The sequence below is a fragment of the Actinomadura latina NBRC 106108 genome, from assembly GCF_001552195.1.
GTDB classification, from domain to species: Bacteria; Actinomycetota; Actinomycetes; order Streptosporangiales; family Streptosporangiaceae; genus Spirillospora; species Spirillospora latina.
This window is the reverse complement of the sequence record NZ_BCQS01000003.1, coordinates 170,784-186,001: the sequence shown is the minus strand read 5'-3', so window position 1 is coordinate 186,001 and position 15,218 is coordinate 170,784. Positions and strand designations below refer to the sequence as shown.

General features: G+C 67.0%; 13 protein-coding genes and 1 pseudogene. 7 read left to right on the top strand and 7 right to left on the bottom strand.

Annotated elements, in window-relative coordinates; genetic code table 11:
• The first annotated feature begins 348 nt into the window (after positions 1-348).
• Entirely contained in the window at positions 349-1,962 is a 1,614-nt protein-coding gene (gene ltrA / locus AL2_RS01610; protein ID WP_218003624.1) for a group II intron reverse transcriptase/maturase, read from the top strand.
• A 30-nt stretch (positions 1,963-1,992) separates the two neighbouring features.
• Positions 1,993-2,571, top strand: a complete 579-nt coding sequence (locus AL2_RS01605) for a DDE-type integrase/transposase/recombinase (RefSeq protein ID WP_083945830.1) — start codon at positions 1,993-1,995, stop codon at positions 2,569-2,571.
• Between the two features lie 275 nt (positions 2,572-2,846).
• On the opposite strand, the gene AL2_RS01595 is transcribed toward AL2_RS01605, so the two are convergent.
• From AL2_RS01595 to AL2_RS35955, 5 genes are all read right to left on the bottom strand, one after another.
• Positions 2,847-3,419, bottom strand: coding sequence for a hypothetical protein (locus AL2_RS01595; protein WP_067628397.1), 573 nt, complete (start codon positions 3,417-3,419; stop codon positions 2,847-2,849).
• Between the two features lie 227 nt (positions 3,420-3,646).
• On the bottom strand, positions 3,647-5,191 hold the full coding sequence (locus tag AL2_RS37135) for a relaxase/mobilization nuclease domain-containing protein (RefSeq protein WP_157437955.1): 1,545 nt from the start codon (positions 5,189-5,191) through the stop codon (positions 3,647-3,649).
• On the bottom strand, positions 5,188-5,601 hold the full coding sequence (locus AL2_RS35960) for a plasmid mobilization protein (protein ID WP_168444546.1): 414 nt from the start codon (positions 5,599-5,601) through the stop codon (positions 5,188-5,190). Before AL2_RS35960 ends, AL2_RS37135 begins: the two co-directional genes overlap by 4 nt.
• A gap of 479 nt (positions 5,602-6,080) precedes the next feature.
• Entirely contained in the window at positions 6,081-6,557 is a 477-nt protein-coding gene (locus AL2_RS37130) for a hypothetical protein (RefSeq protein ID WP_157437954.1), read from the bottom strand.
• A gap of 174 nt (positions 6,558-6,731) precedes the next feature.
• Positions 6,732-7,202 carry an ATP-binding protein gene (locus AL2_RS35955; RefSeq protein WP_168444545.1) on the bottom strand — a complete coding sequence of 157 codons (471 nt, stop codon included), beginning with the start codon at positions 7,200-7,202 and terminating at the stop codon, positions 6,732-6,734.
• A 332-nt stretch (positions 7,203-7,534) separates the two neighbouring features.
• Between AL2_RS35955 and AL2_RS01580 the strand changes: the two genes are divergently transcribed.
• Positions 7,535-8,392, top strand: a complete 858-nt coding sequence (locus AL2_RS01580) for a helix-turn-helix domain-containing protein (protein ID WP_157437953.1) — start codon at positions 7,535-7,537, stop codon at positions 8,390-8,392.
• Between the two features lie 10 nt (positions 8,393-8,402).
• Entirely contained in the window at positions 8,403-8,609 is a 207-nt protein-coding gene (locus AL2_RS35950) for a DUF397 domain-containing protein (protein ID WP_083945827.1), read from the top strand.
• Between the two features lie 81 nt (positions 8,610-8,690).
• On the opposite strand, the gene AL2_RS01575 is transcribed toward AL2_RS35950, so the two are convergent.
• Positions 8,691-8,900 (bottom strand): hypothetical protein, encoded by a 210-nt coding sequence (locus AL2_RS01575; protein WP_157437952.1) that lies wholly within the window; start codon positions 8,898-8,900, stop codon positions 8,691-8,693.
• A gap of 75 nt (positions 8,901-8,975) precedes the next feature.
• On the opposite strand from AL2_RS01575, the gene AL2_RS01570 reads away from it, so the two are divergent.
• Together AL2_RS01570 and AL2_RS01565 are read left to right on the top strand one after the other, a co-directional pair.
• The gene (locus AL2_RS01570; protein WP_067628388.1) at positions 8,976-10,181 is read left to right on the top strand and encodes a hypothetical protein; all 1,206 of its coding nucleotides are present in this window, start codon (positions 8,976-8,978) and stop codon (positions 10,179-10,181) included.
• Positions 10,153-12,474 (top strand): aminoglycoside phosphotransferase family protein, encoded by a 2,322-nt coding sequence (locus AL2_RS01565; protein WP_157437951.1) that lies wholly within the window; start codon positions 10,153-10,155, stop codon positions 12,472-12,474. The genes AL2_RS01570 and AL2_RS01565 overlap by 29 nt, the downstream gene beginning before the upstream one ends.
• Here AL2_RS01565 and AL2_RS01560 read toward each other — a convergent pair.
• Positions 12,471-13,229, bottom strand: coding sequence for an FkbM family methyltransferase (locus AL2_RS01560; protein WP_067628385.1), 759 nt, complete (start codon positions 13,227-13,229; stop codon positions 12,471-12,473). The genes AL2_RS01565 and AL2_RS01560 overlap by 4 nt on opposite strands.
• Positions 13,230-13,412: 183 nt before the next feature.
• On the opposite strand from AL2_RS01560, the pseudogene AL2_RS01555 reads away from it, so the two are divergent.
• A pseudogene (locus AL2_RS01555) lies at positions 13,413-14,809 on the top strand (IS1380 family transposase).
• Positions 14,810-15,218: the final 409 nt, after the last annotated feature.

Sequence of the window (15,218 nt, the reverse complement as noted above, 5' to 3'; positions counted from 1 at the left end):
GACGGGACGGCCCGGGACTTCCGGACGGGCCGGGTCCGGCAAGCCAGACGGGAAGGTGGACGCGAGGAACCAGCGCTCTCACGCCCCTCAAGATGCACCGCCAGCTCAAACCCGGTGGATATGGGCTGGATGGCGGCGCGCACCCGCTCCCTCATCACGGAGCCGGGGAACTCCTGGGCCGGTTCGATGTCGCCGGTCGGGAGGCCACGGTGAAGGTCTGCGGCGTAACCGTGGCGAGGCCGCAGGGGTATAGCTGGCCACCTCACCCGACGATCGGTTCATGGTGAACGTGGGAACCACCCCGAGGTTCCCGTCCTCGTCCAGCTGCCCAAGCCGGACGTGGGCGGGTTGGCGCGTCGTCCGCCGACGGTCGCGGGGTGGGGCGGAGGACTCGTAGTAGTCGCAGGAGTCACGACCTGCCGTGGAGGGCGGGAAAGCCGTCCGCAGGGCGAAGGGGTCCAGCGGGTTCACGCACGCGAAGTACTGCAAGGGACGGAGACGCTGGTGAATACCGGTGAGCCGTGGCCCGACCCGTTCTGGGCCGAGCGACGGGTACGACGGATGCAGACCAAGCTGCACCGATGGGCGGCCGAAGATCCCGGCCGCAGGTTCGATGATCTGTTCAACCTCGTCCATCACCCGGACTTCCTCACGGTCGCCTGGGAAAGGGTGCGCAGAAACAAGGGAGGAAGGACGCCGGGGGTGGACCGGGTCATCCCGGTCTTCATCTCCGACGACGCCGACGTCCAGGCGTTCTTGAACAACGCGCGCGAGCAGCTCAAGGCGCGCACGTTCACCCCGATTCCGGTGCGGGAGCGCATGATCCCCAAGCCGGGCAAGCGGGGCGAGTTCAGGCGTCTGGGCATTCCATCTGCGATGGATCGGCTCGTTCAAGCCTCCCTGGTCCTGGTACTGGAGCCCATCTTCGAGGCGGAGTTCAAACCGGTCAGTTACGGTTTCCGTCCTCGCCGGCGGGCGCAGGACGCCATCGCCGAGATCCACTACCTCGGCTCCCGGGGCTATACCTGGGTGTTCGAGGCGGACATCAAGGCGTGCTTCGACGAACTCGCGCACTCGGCGATTCTCGACCGGGTCCGCAGGCGCGTCGGAGACAAACGCGTCCTGGCGCTGATCAAGGCTTTCCTGAAGTCGGGCATCATGTCGGCGGAAGGCCAGGTCAGCGACACCGTCACCGGGACACCGCAAGGGGGCATCGCCTCTCCGCTGCTGGCCAACATCGCCTTGTCGGTGCTGGACGAGCACTTCTGCGCCAAGTGGGACGCCCACGGCGGCGCGGATGCCCGCTATCGGCACCGCAAGCGGGGTGGGGCCACGTTCCGGATCGTCCGCTACGCGGACGACTTCGTGATCATGGTTCATGGCGGCAGAGCGGACGCGGACGCTCTCTGGGAGGAGGTCGCGCAGGTCTTGGCCCCGCTGGGTCTGCGCCTGTCGGAGACCAAGTCCCGGGTCTGTCACCTGGAGGAGGGGTTCGACTTTCTGGGGTTCCGCATCCAGCGGCGCACCAAGAGGGGGACCAGCAAGAAGTACGTCTACACCTATCCGTCGAAGAAGGCGCTGCTTTCGATCATGGCGAAGGTGCGGGCATTGACGAACAGAGCACGACACCGAACGCTCGCCGACCTGCTGCGCCGACTCAACCCGGTGCTGCGGGGATGGTGCAACTACTTCCGGCACGGAGTGTCAGCAGCCACCTTCCGCTACCTGGACCAGTTCGTCTGGCGGCGGGTGACCCGATGGCTGCTCAAACGACACCCCGGGATCAACTGGAAGGAGCTCTACCGGCGTTTCCTGACCGGCAGGCCAGGACGGCGACCGGCCGAGCGGGGACTCATCCTGTTCAACCCCCAGTCGGTGGAGATCACCCGCTACCGCTGGCGCGCGGACCGGATCCCCACACCATGGACGAGCGACACGACGGCGACCATCACCGCCACGTGACCCGACGGGAACCCGTGGAGCGCCGGATGCGTGGAGACGCGCACGTCCGGTGCGGAGGGCGGGCCGGGGAAACGGACCTGGAGAGATCCCGGAACCGCGCCCCGGTCCGACCCCTACACCCAGATCGACACCGATGAGGGGCCGCTGTATCTGGCGACGGTGGAGGACCTGTTCTCGCGCCGGATGCTCGGCCACGCCATGAGCGAGCACCACGATGCGGCCCTGGCGGTGGCGTCGCTGCAGATGGCGGCCACGACCAGAGGCGGTGACGTGGACGGGGTGATCTTCCATACCGACCGCGGATCGGAGTACACCGCGGCGGCCTGCCGCGCCCTGGGCGTGGTGCAGTCGATGGGCCGGGTCGGCTGCGCCCTGGACAACGCCGCCGCCGAGGCGTTCAACTCCACGCTGAAGGTCGAGTTCGTCCACCGGCACCGCTTCGCCACCCGAGCCGAGGCGCGCATCAAGGTCGCGACCTGGATCGCCGACTTCTACAACACCAGCCGCAGGCACAGCGCCAACGACGGGCTCGCCCCGATCACGTTCGAGCGTCAGATGGCAGAAGCGCGGAGGGCATCAACGGCCCAGCTCAGGGCCGAAGTGGCATAACACCGTCTCCACGCTTTGAGGGGATTGACAAACTCGACCACCTGACCCATCTCACTCCACGTGTCCTTGCTACGGGCGAGCCGCAAGCAAGCGGTGGAGGTCGGCAGTGACTACTCGGTAGGTGGTCCCTACGCGGATGACCTTGCAGGGGAAGCGGTTCTCCCGGGCCAGTTGGTAGGCGCGGGTTCGACCGAGGCCGAGGGCGCGGGCAGCGGTCTCGATGGTGGTTGTGGTGGGGAGGGCGGCGAGTTCCTCGTGGGTCATAGGTTCCATGCTCAGGCCTCCGGGAGGTTCGTGCGGCGGGGGAAGTGGACGGGGCTGTGTCGTTCGCCGTCCAGAGGCGGTGCGAGGAGCGTTGGGTCGGTGATTGGTCTGGGAAAGTCGTTCGCCGCTGCTGCTACGCCGGCGTCGTCGTCCTTGTGTGTCTCGCCTCTGGTCGCCGGGCACGCCTCGCGTCCGCGGGCGGGCCGCGAGTGGACAGCGTTGATGGCGGATTGGGCTTCGCTGAGGGTCGCGCAGAGGGCTTGAGTGTGGCGCCTCGCGTCGGCCAAGGCTTGGCCGTGGCGGCTCAGGACGTCGGTGAGGTCTTCGCCGTCGTCGTGGCCGAGGCGGTCGGCTTGTATTTCGCGCAGGAATAAGCGGTTGATCTGGTCGAGGAGCTGATCGAGACCGTAGGTGGCTGCGCTTAGGTTGCCGAGGATGGTGTACGCGGTGGAGGGGAGGGTGAGGCTCGGCGGGCCAGCCGTAGCGTAGTTGAGCTGGCGGACGTGTTCATACAGGTTGGCCGCTAGCTGAGCGGTCTCGGCGTCGTTACCTGCGTTACCAAGAGCCGGCGTGTAGTCGGTCATGTAGGTATGTCCTTGTGGGTGCGGGTCTCGCGTGGGGACTGTGGTCGGTCATGGCTTTGCCTCTCTTGTGTGGTGGGGACGAGGTAGCGCAGGTTCGTCCGTCCGAACACTGCACTGGTGCATGGGTTGCGCACCGTTAGCGTTGTTTACGCTCCGTTAGCGTGCGCTCGCTCTGATCATTACGCCACGACCTCGCGCGGCGTGGCGTGGGAGGCTCGCTGGTCGAGCTACCACGATGGGCCACGGCGGCGGTGCGGGCCGGGTTGCGCAGGTGCGGCTCTGGTGGTTTGGTACGGGCTCTCTGCCAGATGGCGGCTGAGGGGGACGGGGAACGCGGCGGCCGCGATTCGCGCAGCGTTGCGCTCCGCCGTGAGGTGTGCTGGCATCCGAGGCAACGTCGGGGACGGCAGTCGTGGAGCCGGCCGGCCGAGTCCGGTGAGTTGCGCAGCAGCTTTGCGTGCGGCTGCTGCTTGTGCGGCACGGTACTGGAGCTGCCTGGACTCTGCGATCGCCTCGATCAGGGCGGCGAGTTGCAGGATGAGATGGGAGAGGACGCTCACAAGGTCCGGACGGTGACCACGTCGTCCTCGCATTTCGGAGTAAGCCAGGGCTCGGGCAACCGTGCGAAGGTTCGCGCCGTAGGGCGTCGGTGGTGGCTGGTATCCGTAGGGTTCGCGAGCTGCGCGGTCGTAGAAGTCCGCAGTGCGCGCGAGTTCTCTGTTGCCGGTGATTGCTGCGGTCACGTGTAGGACGTCGGAGGTCGCGGCGGCCACGTCAGCCCAGACGGCCGGGTCCTGGATGTGGCGCATCTGCCAGGTGGCCGTGGCGGCGGCTCGGGCGGCCTGCTGGTAGGCCGCAGATCGCTCCTGGTGAGTCAACTCGATGCTGCGGCTAAAGGCGCGCCGGTCAAAGGGGATACTTCCGCGTGAAGCTGACCAACGGTGGCGGAGCTTGGAGAGGGTGAGGTTGGCGGCAAGCCTTCCTCCGGAGAACCAGACCGGTTGGCCTTCTTGGTTGGTGTGGTGCGGGAGCGCGACCGCGTAACCGGTGATCTCTCCAGGACTGCGGGCGCTCTCACGGGTCTTGACCAGCACTCCAGCATCCTCGAGGGCGGCGAAGAAGTCGTCCTCGGTTACGGCTCCCGCGGCTGCGGTGGCTACGTGCCGGCGAAGGGTGGTGCGAGGAGGCTCCGGCCAGTTCTTGCGATGGGCAAGTTCTGTCTCGGCTCGGGTCGGTCGAGGTGCGGCTGTGCGGTCGGCGGGCGCGGTTCGGGTGAGGCCGTAACGTTCCTCGACGATGTGGCAGGCGTTGGCGACCTTGTAGTAGTCGCGGTGGACGTTGGGGTTGCGTCCGTCCTCACGGGCCAGGACGACAGCGAGGTGGATGTGGTCGTCGGCGTGCCGCACTGCGATCCAGCGGCATGCCTGGTCGTCACCTCGGGGGGCGAATCCGGTTTGGTGCATCACCTCTTCGGCGATGTCGGCCCATTCATCGTCCGACAAGGTTCGGTCTTCTGGGGCCGCTCGGATCGAGCACTGCCAGACCGGCAACGCCAGGGGCGTGTGTCGGAGGGTGTCGAGCGGGGATGTCAGGACACCGACCAGGTGGCGGAAGTCCCAGTCGCCTCTGGCGTCGGTGCCGGGTTCCAGGGCCAGGGGGAGTCGGAAACCCGCGACGATGTGGGGATCAATGTGCTCGTTGCGGCGACCAGGGCCGTAGAGGTAGGACAGCAGCCTTGCGACACCCTGGCCGCGGGTCACCTTGCCGATCAACGTAGGAGCCGACCGATCTCGACCGATGATGCGTCCACTCTGTGTAGGATGCTCTCCAGATACAACAATGCAGCAGTCAGTTCGCGAGGCGCCTGTCCTGTCGCGTTCGCGATGCGCGTCAGCTGATTAAGGTTCACTCCGATTCGGTTCAATTGCCGCGCGATGCCGCGTAGTTCTTCACACAATTCTTCGGTCGGCTGCTGCCCCAATCTGTTCTGCCGGGTGGCAGCCTGTAGGGTGTGGACGATGAAGGTTCCGTAGGCGGATCCCGCTCGTTGGGCTGCTGCACGGATTTCCGTGTACTCCTGGTCGCTAACTCGGAACCTCATCTCCCGGTCTCGTCGACGCCCTCCGCCAAGCTGCGAACGTCGCTGCAGCTTGCGAGGCTGGTTGAGCTGCTCGTCGCTCATCGCTCCACCTCCGATCGACTCGTTCGGGACCGCGCTCGGTCCCGCACCACTTGAGTGTGCGCGGTGGATTTCCATTAATCCACAACGTGTCGCGACACGGTCCTACCTTGCAGCCCCTAATCACTGCAGCGGTCAAATGTGCCAGCGCGTGACTCTCGATCCCTTATGCTGTTGCGGCGGGCCGGGGCGTGTCGCAGAGTTATGGAGAATTCAGGCCTCCGAGATGCCGCCAACAGGCTAACTCTCCTCGAATTCAAAAGCGACGTTCAACGAGCGGAGTTGGAGGGTGTCACCTGCGACGCTCTCAACCTCAAGCCCGGAGGCGATCGAGTCACGCAAGACCTTGAGGAGGCCGGGTTGCCGTTAGCCGTCATGGCCGTTCCTCATGGTCACGGCCCTCTACTTCACCCACAGCGGGTCAGCCGTAGGTCTGGTCACGGCTCCGAGGGGAGAAGAAGGCTCCGCCTCGTGGCGGCGCTTCAAGAGGGGTGCGGCACCACTTTCGACTGTCCTGTCAGGATGCGATGGCAACTGACCAGGACGCGACGGAGGCTGCTACGCCGGCGGCGCGATGCCGAGACGATGCGTCGGGGCTGACCTGCTGTGGAAGGCGCCTTCCTTTCCGGCATGGCCCAGGTCCCGTCCGCTGACCGAGAGGCCGGTCTCTCGCGCTGGACATGGCGGTCTCCGACACTCCAGGTATTGGAGCGCTCAAGGATCGCATCGAGGCGTCTGGCGAGGTCGAAGGCGGTCTTCGCCTCGACCAGCTGATCAGGCAGCAAGGCCCAAAGGGAGCCGGTGTACTCGCCCCAATAGATGCACAGGTCGGGGTAGCGCCGCCGTAGGAGCTCCACAGCCTGGTCGAGATCGGTTTCTTCTGCCAGAGTGCGGTTCCACGCAGCGGCAGGCGCCACAGAGAAGCCGCTGGGACGGAGGGCGTGCCCACGGAAGGTCATGACGTCACCTCCAGAGCGAACGCGGGCAAGCGCGCTCGTCAGGTGATGGATGGCTCATGGGTGTCGTGCGGCCGGTGAATTCCGGGGGGAATCAGCCACCGACCGCACGACGAGCCGGCCGGGGGACGGCCGGCAAAGGACGCGCACCATGGGGGTGCGGCGCGCGTCCCGGTCTCAGCGGTTGATCAAGGCCCAGGCGGCGTGGCCGTCGGCGCAGTCGTACTGGCCGGTCTCGTCGGCGTAGGCATCCGCCAGGATCAGTCCGCGTCCGTGCTCGGCGGGGTCGCCTTCCTCATCGGTCCGAGCGGGGACAGGGCCGTCGTCCAACACCGTGAGGCGCGTCTGTCGGCGGCTGATGCAGAGTTCGGCCCCGATCCGACCGCCGGGCACTCCACTGGCCGAGTGCCACAGCGCGTTGGTGCCGTACTCGCTGACGATCAGTTCGAACGCCTCGGCAAGTTCCGCGTCGTCGGCCAGGAGCAGGCGAACCCAACGACGCAGCACGGGCACCGCATCGGTCACGCCCGGGACGTCAACGCGCCAGAAGTGACCGTCCCTGTCAGCTTCGCTGGTCGCTCCGTCGTCGGTGGCTTGGCGCTGTGTTGGTGCCCTTGAGGCGACCAATGCGCCGTCCAGGTCCGGCATGACGGAAAGGGTGTCGCCACCCGTAGTTCCGAGTGTCTTGGAAGATCTCTCGGGACTCTGGAGATGGGGCGCTGCCAGCGCCCTCGAAGCTATCCTCATCCATACCTCCCTTGGGAGTGAGGCCGCGCGGCCGGGCGAGGGCTCCAATCCATAGCCCGGCCGCGCGGCGGTCTCTGATCAGCGACGACAGCCTCTGCGTCGACAAGATCAACGTCTGCTGAAGCAACTTCCGCCACATGCTGTGACTCGCCGCACACCGTCAGTGTGCTGGGTGGCATACTCGTGTGCAACTGCTCTCGTGAAATTTCTCTTGAGATGGAAGAGGTGGCGCGGTGACCTCTCCGACGGTCCGACGCCGACAACTCGGCATGGAACTCCGTCAGTTGCGTGAGGCGGTAGGGCTCACGGGTGACCAGGTCACCGAGCGGCTGGGCTGGTATGGAGCGAAGGTCTCTCGGATCGAGAAGGGGCGGATTTCCGTCCCTTGGTCGGACGTCATGGACCTCCTTGATCTCTACGAGGTTCACGATCCCGCCACCCGTGAAGCACTCGTCCAGCTGGCCAAGGCGGCGCGGCAGAAGGAGTGGTGGCAGCCCTACAGCGACATGCTGAGCAAGAACGCCCGGACCTACATCGGTCTGGAGTCAGCGGCCGAGTCGCTACGGACGTACCAGCCATCCTCCGTCCCGGGTCTCCTGCAGACCCCCGACTACGCGCGAGCAATCATCACCCGGGCCGGCCCGCTGACGCTGGGAGAGGACGAGATCGGACGCCGCCTCAGCCTCCGGCTGAAGAGACAAGCCGTCATCACCGAGGCAGGCGGCCTTCGGCTCTGGGCAGTGCTGGACGAGGCCGCGCTCTACCGCGAGATCGGAGGACTCGACGTCATGCACGAGCAGCTCATGCACCTCGTAGGGATGGCGCACCACCCGGGGGTCGACATCCAGGTCATGCCGTTCAGCGCCGGTCCACACGCCTCACTGAGCGGCATGATCGGAGTGTTCACCTTCCCCGGCCCGGATCCCGACGTCGCCTATGTCGACAGCGTCTCGGGCACCCTCTTTCTGGAACGTGCCGCCGATGTCCAAGCCACAGCCACTGCATTCCAGCACCTCAGCGCGACCGCCCTCAGCCCTGCGGCATCTGTCGACCTGATCAAAGCCGTCGCCCGTCGCCACCAGACCGGGTAGACAAGTAGGCATGATTCCGGATTTCAGCCAAGCTTCTTGGATCAAGAGCACCCGCAGCCAGCAGACGACGGATCAGTGCGTCGAACTGGCAGGTGTCAGCGGCTACGCGGCCGTGCGGGACTCCAAGGATCCGGAAGGTCCCAAGCTTGTCCTCGAAGGCCGAGCCTGGCGGAATCTTGGGCATCAGATCAAGGCTGGCACTTTCGACCGGCGGTGAGTCGGCGCAGAAGGCCGCTTCCGCGCTCCCGCAAGCACTTGGGGTCGCTCCGCTGCGGCAGCGGCGGGACCATGCGGACGGTTAATCGCCCAGGTAGAAATCGGCGGTGATGGTCTTCTTGCAGATGTCGCACTGCATGGGCGCTTCCTCGGATGCGAGGTCACGCTCAACGGTGGTCACGCGGTCGATGACGCCAGATGCCGCCTCGGTGCCCCATGCATCGCCCACCTGCTGGGTGTTGGCGGCGAAATCGTCAACGTAGCGCGCAGTCGTCGCATTGAGGGCCCTCAAGGGTGAGGAGACTGCCAAACCAGACGTACTGCAGGCGGCGTTGTCATCGGTGGTGGCATGTGATCGGGTGTTCCGGTGAGCATCGATCAGTTTTTCGGCTACGGGCCTGAGGCGCCGTTCGCCGCCAATGAGGTGTTCACCAACCGGGAAGAGCAGATCGGTCGATGTCATCGCTGGTTGATCGAGCACTCCGCACGTGAGTGGCCTGTCCCGGCGCTAATGGACTTCCAGCGGCCCGCGGTCAACATCCTCGCGGTGGCTGGAGAGGGCGGCATCGGCAAGTCCACGCTGACGCGTCACGTCGCCGACCTCGCGGTTCAGGGAAAGCTGGACGGGCTTCCGAAGAACCGGGCGTGCACCGTCCTGGACTTCGCAGACCCCGACACCTCCAGCTTCGAGTCTCTGCTGTTGCGCGTCCGGGCCGGGTTGGGGCCGCTGGCGCGTAGCTGGCCGACGTTCGACGTCGCGTTGGCCCTCTACTGGGAGCGCAAGCATCCAGGTGAGTCGCTCGCCGCCTTCCTCGGCAAGGGGTCGGTGGACGGAAGGCGGGCAGCGGATCAGGTGAGCGGGACCCTCGATCAGCTCCTCGGTGGGTTCGGCGCGATCAGCGTCACCTATCAGGTCTTGGACAAGCTCGGACGCACCGTTGCGCAGAAGGCCAAGCTGAAGTCACTGCGTAACGAGCTGCCCGCGCTCGACCCGATCCTTGATGAGCCCGACCCCGACCGGATGCTCGGCTACATGCCCGTTCTGCTGTCGGCCGACCTGGAACGCGCCCGCACCAAGAGGCCCGTACTCGCGGTGTGCGTTCTCGACACCCTGGAGATCGTCCAAGGGCTGCCGTCCGAGCGCGGCGGACTGGAGGACCTGGTGTCGCGGTTGGTCTACCTGATGCCGAACGTGGCGTTTCTGGCGGCCAGCCGGTTGCCGCTGGGCTGGCACGACCCGGTTCGTGCCCTTGGACTGACCTACGGCGGCGCGCACCGTTGGCCCGATCTCGCCGGACCGGTCCAGCTCAGACTGGACGGCTTCGATCCGGTGTCCGCGAATGAATATCTGACGACCCGGCTGACCGTGGACGACCGCCCCGCGATCGACGAGGCGGTGCGGAACCAGATGATCGCCGGATCCGGCGGGTCACCGTTGTATCTGGACCTGTCGGCGAGCCTGTACGGGCAGTACCTCGCGCGCGGTCAGACGCCACCCCCGGAGGTGTTCGGACTCGGGTTTCCCCGAGCTGGTGCTGCGGACGATGAGGGACCTGTCGGAGACCGACCGTGACCTCCTGCGTGCCGCCGCGCTGCTCGAAGCGTTCGATGCCGACCTGCTGCAGGCGATGCTCCCGGGCATACGCCGCCGGCGCATCGAGGCCTTCACCTCCCGCCCGTTCGTGCGGCGCGAGGAGTCGGTGTGGCCTGCCTATCGGCTGCACGACAACCTGCGCCGCAGTGTCCTGGACTGCGACGCCCACACCCCCGATGGATGGACGCTCGGCGAGCGCCGTGAACATCTGCAGCGCGCCATCAGCCACCTCGCGAAGGTCGCGCTGTCGATCTGGGACGAGGAAGAGTCGGCCTCGCTGGCTGAGCGGAGCCGCCGGACCGTCGCCGCGTTCTTACTGCTGTTGCGTGCTGCGATCGAGCACGACGTACTGCCGCCAGTGCTGGCCGACCTCGCCTACAGCCTGAGCGTCGCCGGCCACTGGCAGGTCCTGGCGTCCCTACCCGCGCCGGAAGCGATACCCGAGCTCACGCGCCTGTCCGCCGTCGCCCGGCTGACCACCCGCGGCGACCTCAACGCCGAGGACCGCTACCAGGCGATGCAGAGGCTGGTCGGTGAGCACGCAACGCCCGAGTCCACCGACCCATTCGCCGACTACTACCGCTGGGAGCTGGGCACCCGCGCCCACGTCGCCGGACACCTGAACGAAGCGATCGGTCACCTGTCGGCGATCACGCCCGACGGCTCGCTAATCGGCGCGAGCGCTCTATTCGGCCTGGCCGACAACGCCCTTCGCCGCGGTGACTACCGGCAGGTCGCCGAACTGATGGACAAGGCCACCGACGAAGGCCTCGACCGCATCCGTGTCGCCGACATGCTCGGCCACATTTACATCCACAACGCCCGCTTCGCCGACGCCGCCCGCCTCTTCGAGACCACGCTGGAAGCCGCCCAAGCTGCGGGAACGCCTCTGTGGGAAGCCCGCGCCCTACGCCACCTGGCCCTCGCACTGATGTGGTACGACCCCAATCGCACCCTCGCCCTCGTCCCCCGCGCCCGCGACCTCAACTCCGCCGTCGGGGAACTGATCGGTGTGGCCCAGTGCGACCTGGCCGCCTCCATGGCCCACGCCCTACGCGGCGAGCACACGCAAGGCGCAAACCTCTTGGAAAGCGCAGCCCGCCAGTACGAAGAGCTCGGCGCCACGGGGGAACTCACCCCCGCGGAAGCCATCCGGGTACTGCAGTACGCCGCCGACGGACGCATCGACCAAGCCACGGCCATCGCCACGCGGCTCGCCGCCTCCGCCCAAGGTCCGCAACCCGAGTGCCTACCCGTCTGGGTCCAAGTGACCAGTTGGTGGGCCAGCATTCCCGCCCCCCGGGATGCGGCCTTGCAATGGCTGGACAGCACCGACACAGCCCTACAGCGTTGGAAGGAGCCCCTAGACCGGCTCCGGCGCCAGCACCGTAGTGTGTGCGCACCGCTCGACGTGGCTGACCGAGAGGCGTTCATCCCCACCAACCGGCTACCCGGCGATGTCCTCGATCGCACTGTGCGGTCGGCGTCCGCCTCTCCGGCATTCGATGGGCCGCCCGTCCAGCAAGCCGACGACGGGATCATCAACGGGGAACGCACTGTTATCAAGCTCCAGCGCCGCGCCCACGAGCGTCTGGAGACCGCCCTGCACCTGGAGCAACTCCGCACCGCGACCGGCATCCCGGCCCCGCAGCTCCTCGACTACGGCACCGCCCCTGGCGGCACCTGGTGGGCTGTCCTCGAACGGCTACCCGGAACACACAACGACCACCCGACCTTCGAGCAGCAGCGCGCACTGGGAAGCATGCTGCGCTCGTGGCACTCGCACAGCCCGGCCGCCGGCCTGCGGCTGGACGACCCCGGAGTGCTCGGCGTCTTGCTCGGCTGGACACGTCGCGCCGTCCCCCACGCCTACCCCGCTATCGCCCAACGTCTCAGCGACGCCTGCGAAGCGATGCCAATGACGCCGATCCACGGGGACGTTGCCGTCGGCCATAACGCGCTGTTCGATGGTGAAACCCTCACCGGCGTCCTGGACCCCGGCGCCGTCGAACAGGGCCCGCCGATGCTCGACCTGGCCTGGGCGCTTGCCGTAGACCTTCCACACGGCGGGTCGGCCGAACCACTCCTGGAGGGTTATGGCGAAGCCGATCGCGCTGCCCTGAACGCTTTGCTTCCGCTCATGCTGTTGCGCCGCCTCATCGATACCGTCGCACTGGGACTATCCGACACAGACGGCCAGTGGATAGCCCGTCATCTGCGCGACAACGATCCAGACCTCCTGGCGCTAGTGGAAGACGAGCTGAGCCTCTAAACCGCCAGGCCCAGCCGCACCGCCCATCGATACGGGATGTAGTTGTCCAGCACGTTGGCCGGCACCGACAACTGCTCACGGAGCTCAGGCTCGTCGTCACGCGCGTAGAACCGGTTCAGCCCGTCGAACAGCGCCAACTCATACCCCGCCGCCAGCACGCCCGGCTCCCACTCGTGATGGCTGGGACGCGAGGTCAAGGGCACCGTCGCCTCGATCACGATCGCCCGCGGCCGCCACGCCGCCAGATCCGCTGAGGCCAACACGGACGCCTCAGCCCCCTCGACATCCACCTTCAAAAGATCAAACCCCGGCCGCGCGTACTCCGACAGCACCGTTTCCAGCCGCGTCACCTCGACGCGCAGCTCCTCACACCGCCATCCATCGGCCAAGTGCAACGCCAGCACGTCCCGCTCCAGCGTGCTCAGGCCGCCGCCACCGGTCTTCCCCGGCCCTGGAACGATCCGGAAGAAGCTCGCCAGACCGGGCCGCTCCCCGATCGCCACGTCCAGCGTCACATCACCCGGCCGAGCAGCCCGCAAGCTCTCGAACCGCTCGGGCAGCGGCTCAATGTTGACCCCCCGCCATCCAAGCCGATCCACCAAGTTCTTGGTCAGCGACCCTTGAACCGGGTTTCCGGCCCCAACATCCACGAAGAATCCCCCGGGCCGGTCGCCGAAAGCACGCACCAACACAACGTCCTCGGCGTTCCCGCCATACGCGACCAGATCGCACCCAGCGGGCAGGTTCGACCCCATACCGCCAACCGTACGACGTGCTTGCTCCACACGACACCGCGGAGGTATACAAGAGGCTCTGAGCCTGAATCCACCGCTTGGCATTCGGTGGTGAAGATGCCCTGGACGTGACGATGCCCTCCGACCTGGGAGGATGGGAGTTCCTACGCTTCCATGCACCCGGATCGAGAGGGCACGTCGTAAGTGCAATTGTCTCACACTGTCGGCAAGACGCATGTGGTGTTCGATGACGAGCGGTTGATCTCATGTGCGGGGCTGGTCCCGGTGATGCGGCTGGCCGAGCGATGCGGCCTGCCGGGCCTGGTGACCGAGCATGTCCGAGTCGGGCACCGGTGCGGAGCCGGTGCCGCGGCGAAGGTTTCCTCGATCGTGGCGGGGATGGCCGCCGGCGCCGACTCCATCGATGACCTGGACGTGCTGCGCCACGGCGGCATGACCCGCGTCTTCGACGGGATCCGGGCGCCGTCCACGCTGGGCTCCTTCCTGCGCTGCCTGCGCTGGAGGAACGTCCGGCAACTGGAGAAGGCAGGACGGGAACTGCTGGTACGGCTGGCAGCGCACACCCCGCTGCTGCCAGGCGCCGATCAGCTGGCCTTCCTGGACGTGGACTCGATGCAGCGCCGGGTGTTCTCGGCCCGCAAGCAGGGCGCCGGGTTCGGCCACACCAAGATCCAAGGCAAGAGTGTGCTGGTCCGCGGCCTGAACACCCTGGCCGCGACTTTGTGCACGCCGCTGGCCGCCCCGGTCGTGGTCGCGACCAGGCTGCGGGGCGGGATCGCCTCCAGCTCACGCGGCGCCGACGCCCTGGCCGCCGAGGCACTCGGCGCCGGCCGGGCGTGCGGGGCCACCGGCCTGCTGGTGATGCGCGGCGACTCGGCGTTCTACTCCGCCAAGGTCATCGCGGCGTGCCGCCGCGCCGACGCATGCTTCTCGGTCACGCGAAAATGGACCCCAAGATCAAGGCCGCGATCCCGGCGGACGCATGGACGGCGATCAAGTACCCCAACGCGATCTTCGACGAGGAGTCCGGGCAGTGGATCTCCGACGCCCAGGTCGCCGAGATCACCTACACCGCGTTCGCCTCCAAGAAGGGCCAAGCCGTCACCGCCCGCCTGATCGTCCGGCGGGTCAAACGGCTGAACCCCGAGGCCGCCGCCGGGCAGGACGAGCTGTTCCGGCTCTGGCGCCACCACGCGGTCTTCACAGACTCCCCGTTCCAGACACTGCAGGCCGAGGCCCAGCACCGCGACCACGCCGGCGCCATCGAGCAGACCTTCGCCGATCTGACCAACGGCCCCCTGGCGCACCTGCCGTCCGGGACGTTCGCGGCCAACGCAGCATGGCTGACCTGCGCGGCCATCACCCACAACCTGCTGCGCGCCGCCGGGACCCTGGCCAGCGCGTTCCACGCTCGGGCCCGCGGCGCCACGCTACGCCGCCACCTGGTCGACGCCCCAGCCCGCCTGACCCGGCACGGACACGGTCACCTCACCCTGCACCTGCCCGAGCACTGGCCCTGGGCACCCGCCTGGCAGGCGGTCTTCGACGCCGTCCGCCCACCACCGGCAGCAACGGCCTGACCAACCCCAATCCGGTCACCGCGCACTCGACGACCATCACGGTCACCCCGCCTCATCCACCGACTCCGAACCTGTGGACAAGCCGCCGACCAGCGGGCGGCAGCCACGCCACGCCCTGAAACAGCCCAACCCGACGAGAACGGCTACCGGAATTCACGCGGTGGATTCAGGCTGAGTAAGAGCACCAGCCGCTTGACGACCATACCGATCCAAGCTCTTAAGCCGCTTCCCGCCATCACGACCGGAGATGACGCTATCCTCAAGATGCCCTAATAGGATCCGCATGCTCAAAGGGTTAGAGGCATTCTGGCGCCTATGCGGCAAGGCGGCTGAGCATCTCAAGCCACTGAGAAGGCCCACGCCCCCTGTGATCCGGGTGGCCGTCTCAGGCCACATCCCCGCCGTCCAG

Coding starts and splice junctions, on each gene's coding strand:
- AL2_RS01595 (WP_067628397.1), bottom strand. CDS start 3,419: ATGACCGACTACACGCCGGCTCTTGGTAACGCAGGTAACGACGCCGAG.
- AL2_RS35960 (WP_168444546.1), bottom strand. CDS start 5,601: ATGAGCGACGAGCAGCTCAACCAGCCTCGCAAGCTGCAGCGACGTTCG.
- AL2_RS37130 (WP_157437954.1), bottom strand. CDS start 6,557: ATGACCTTCCGTGGGCACGCCCTCCGTCCCAGCGGCTTCTCTGTGGCG.
- AL2_RS35955 (WP_168444545.1), bottom strand. CDS start 7,202: ATGCCGGACCTGGACGGCGCATTGGTCGCCTCAAGGGCACCAACACAG.
- AL2_RS35950 (WP_083945827.1), top strand. CDS start 8,403: ATGATTCCGGATTTCAGCCAAGCTTCTTGGATCAAGAGCACCCGCAGC.
- AL2_RS01565 (WP_157437951.1), top strand. CDS start 10,153: ATGAGGGACCTGTCGGAGACCGACCGTGACCTCCTGCGTGCCGCCGCG.
- AL2_RS01560 (WP_067628385.1), bottom strand. CDS start 13,229: ATGGGGTCGAACCTGCCCGCTGGGTGCGATCTGGTCGCGTATGGCGGG.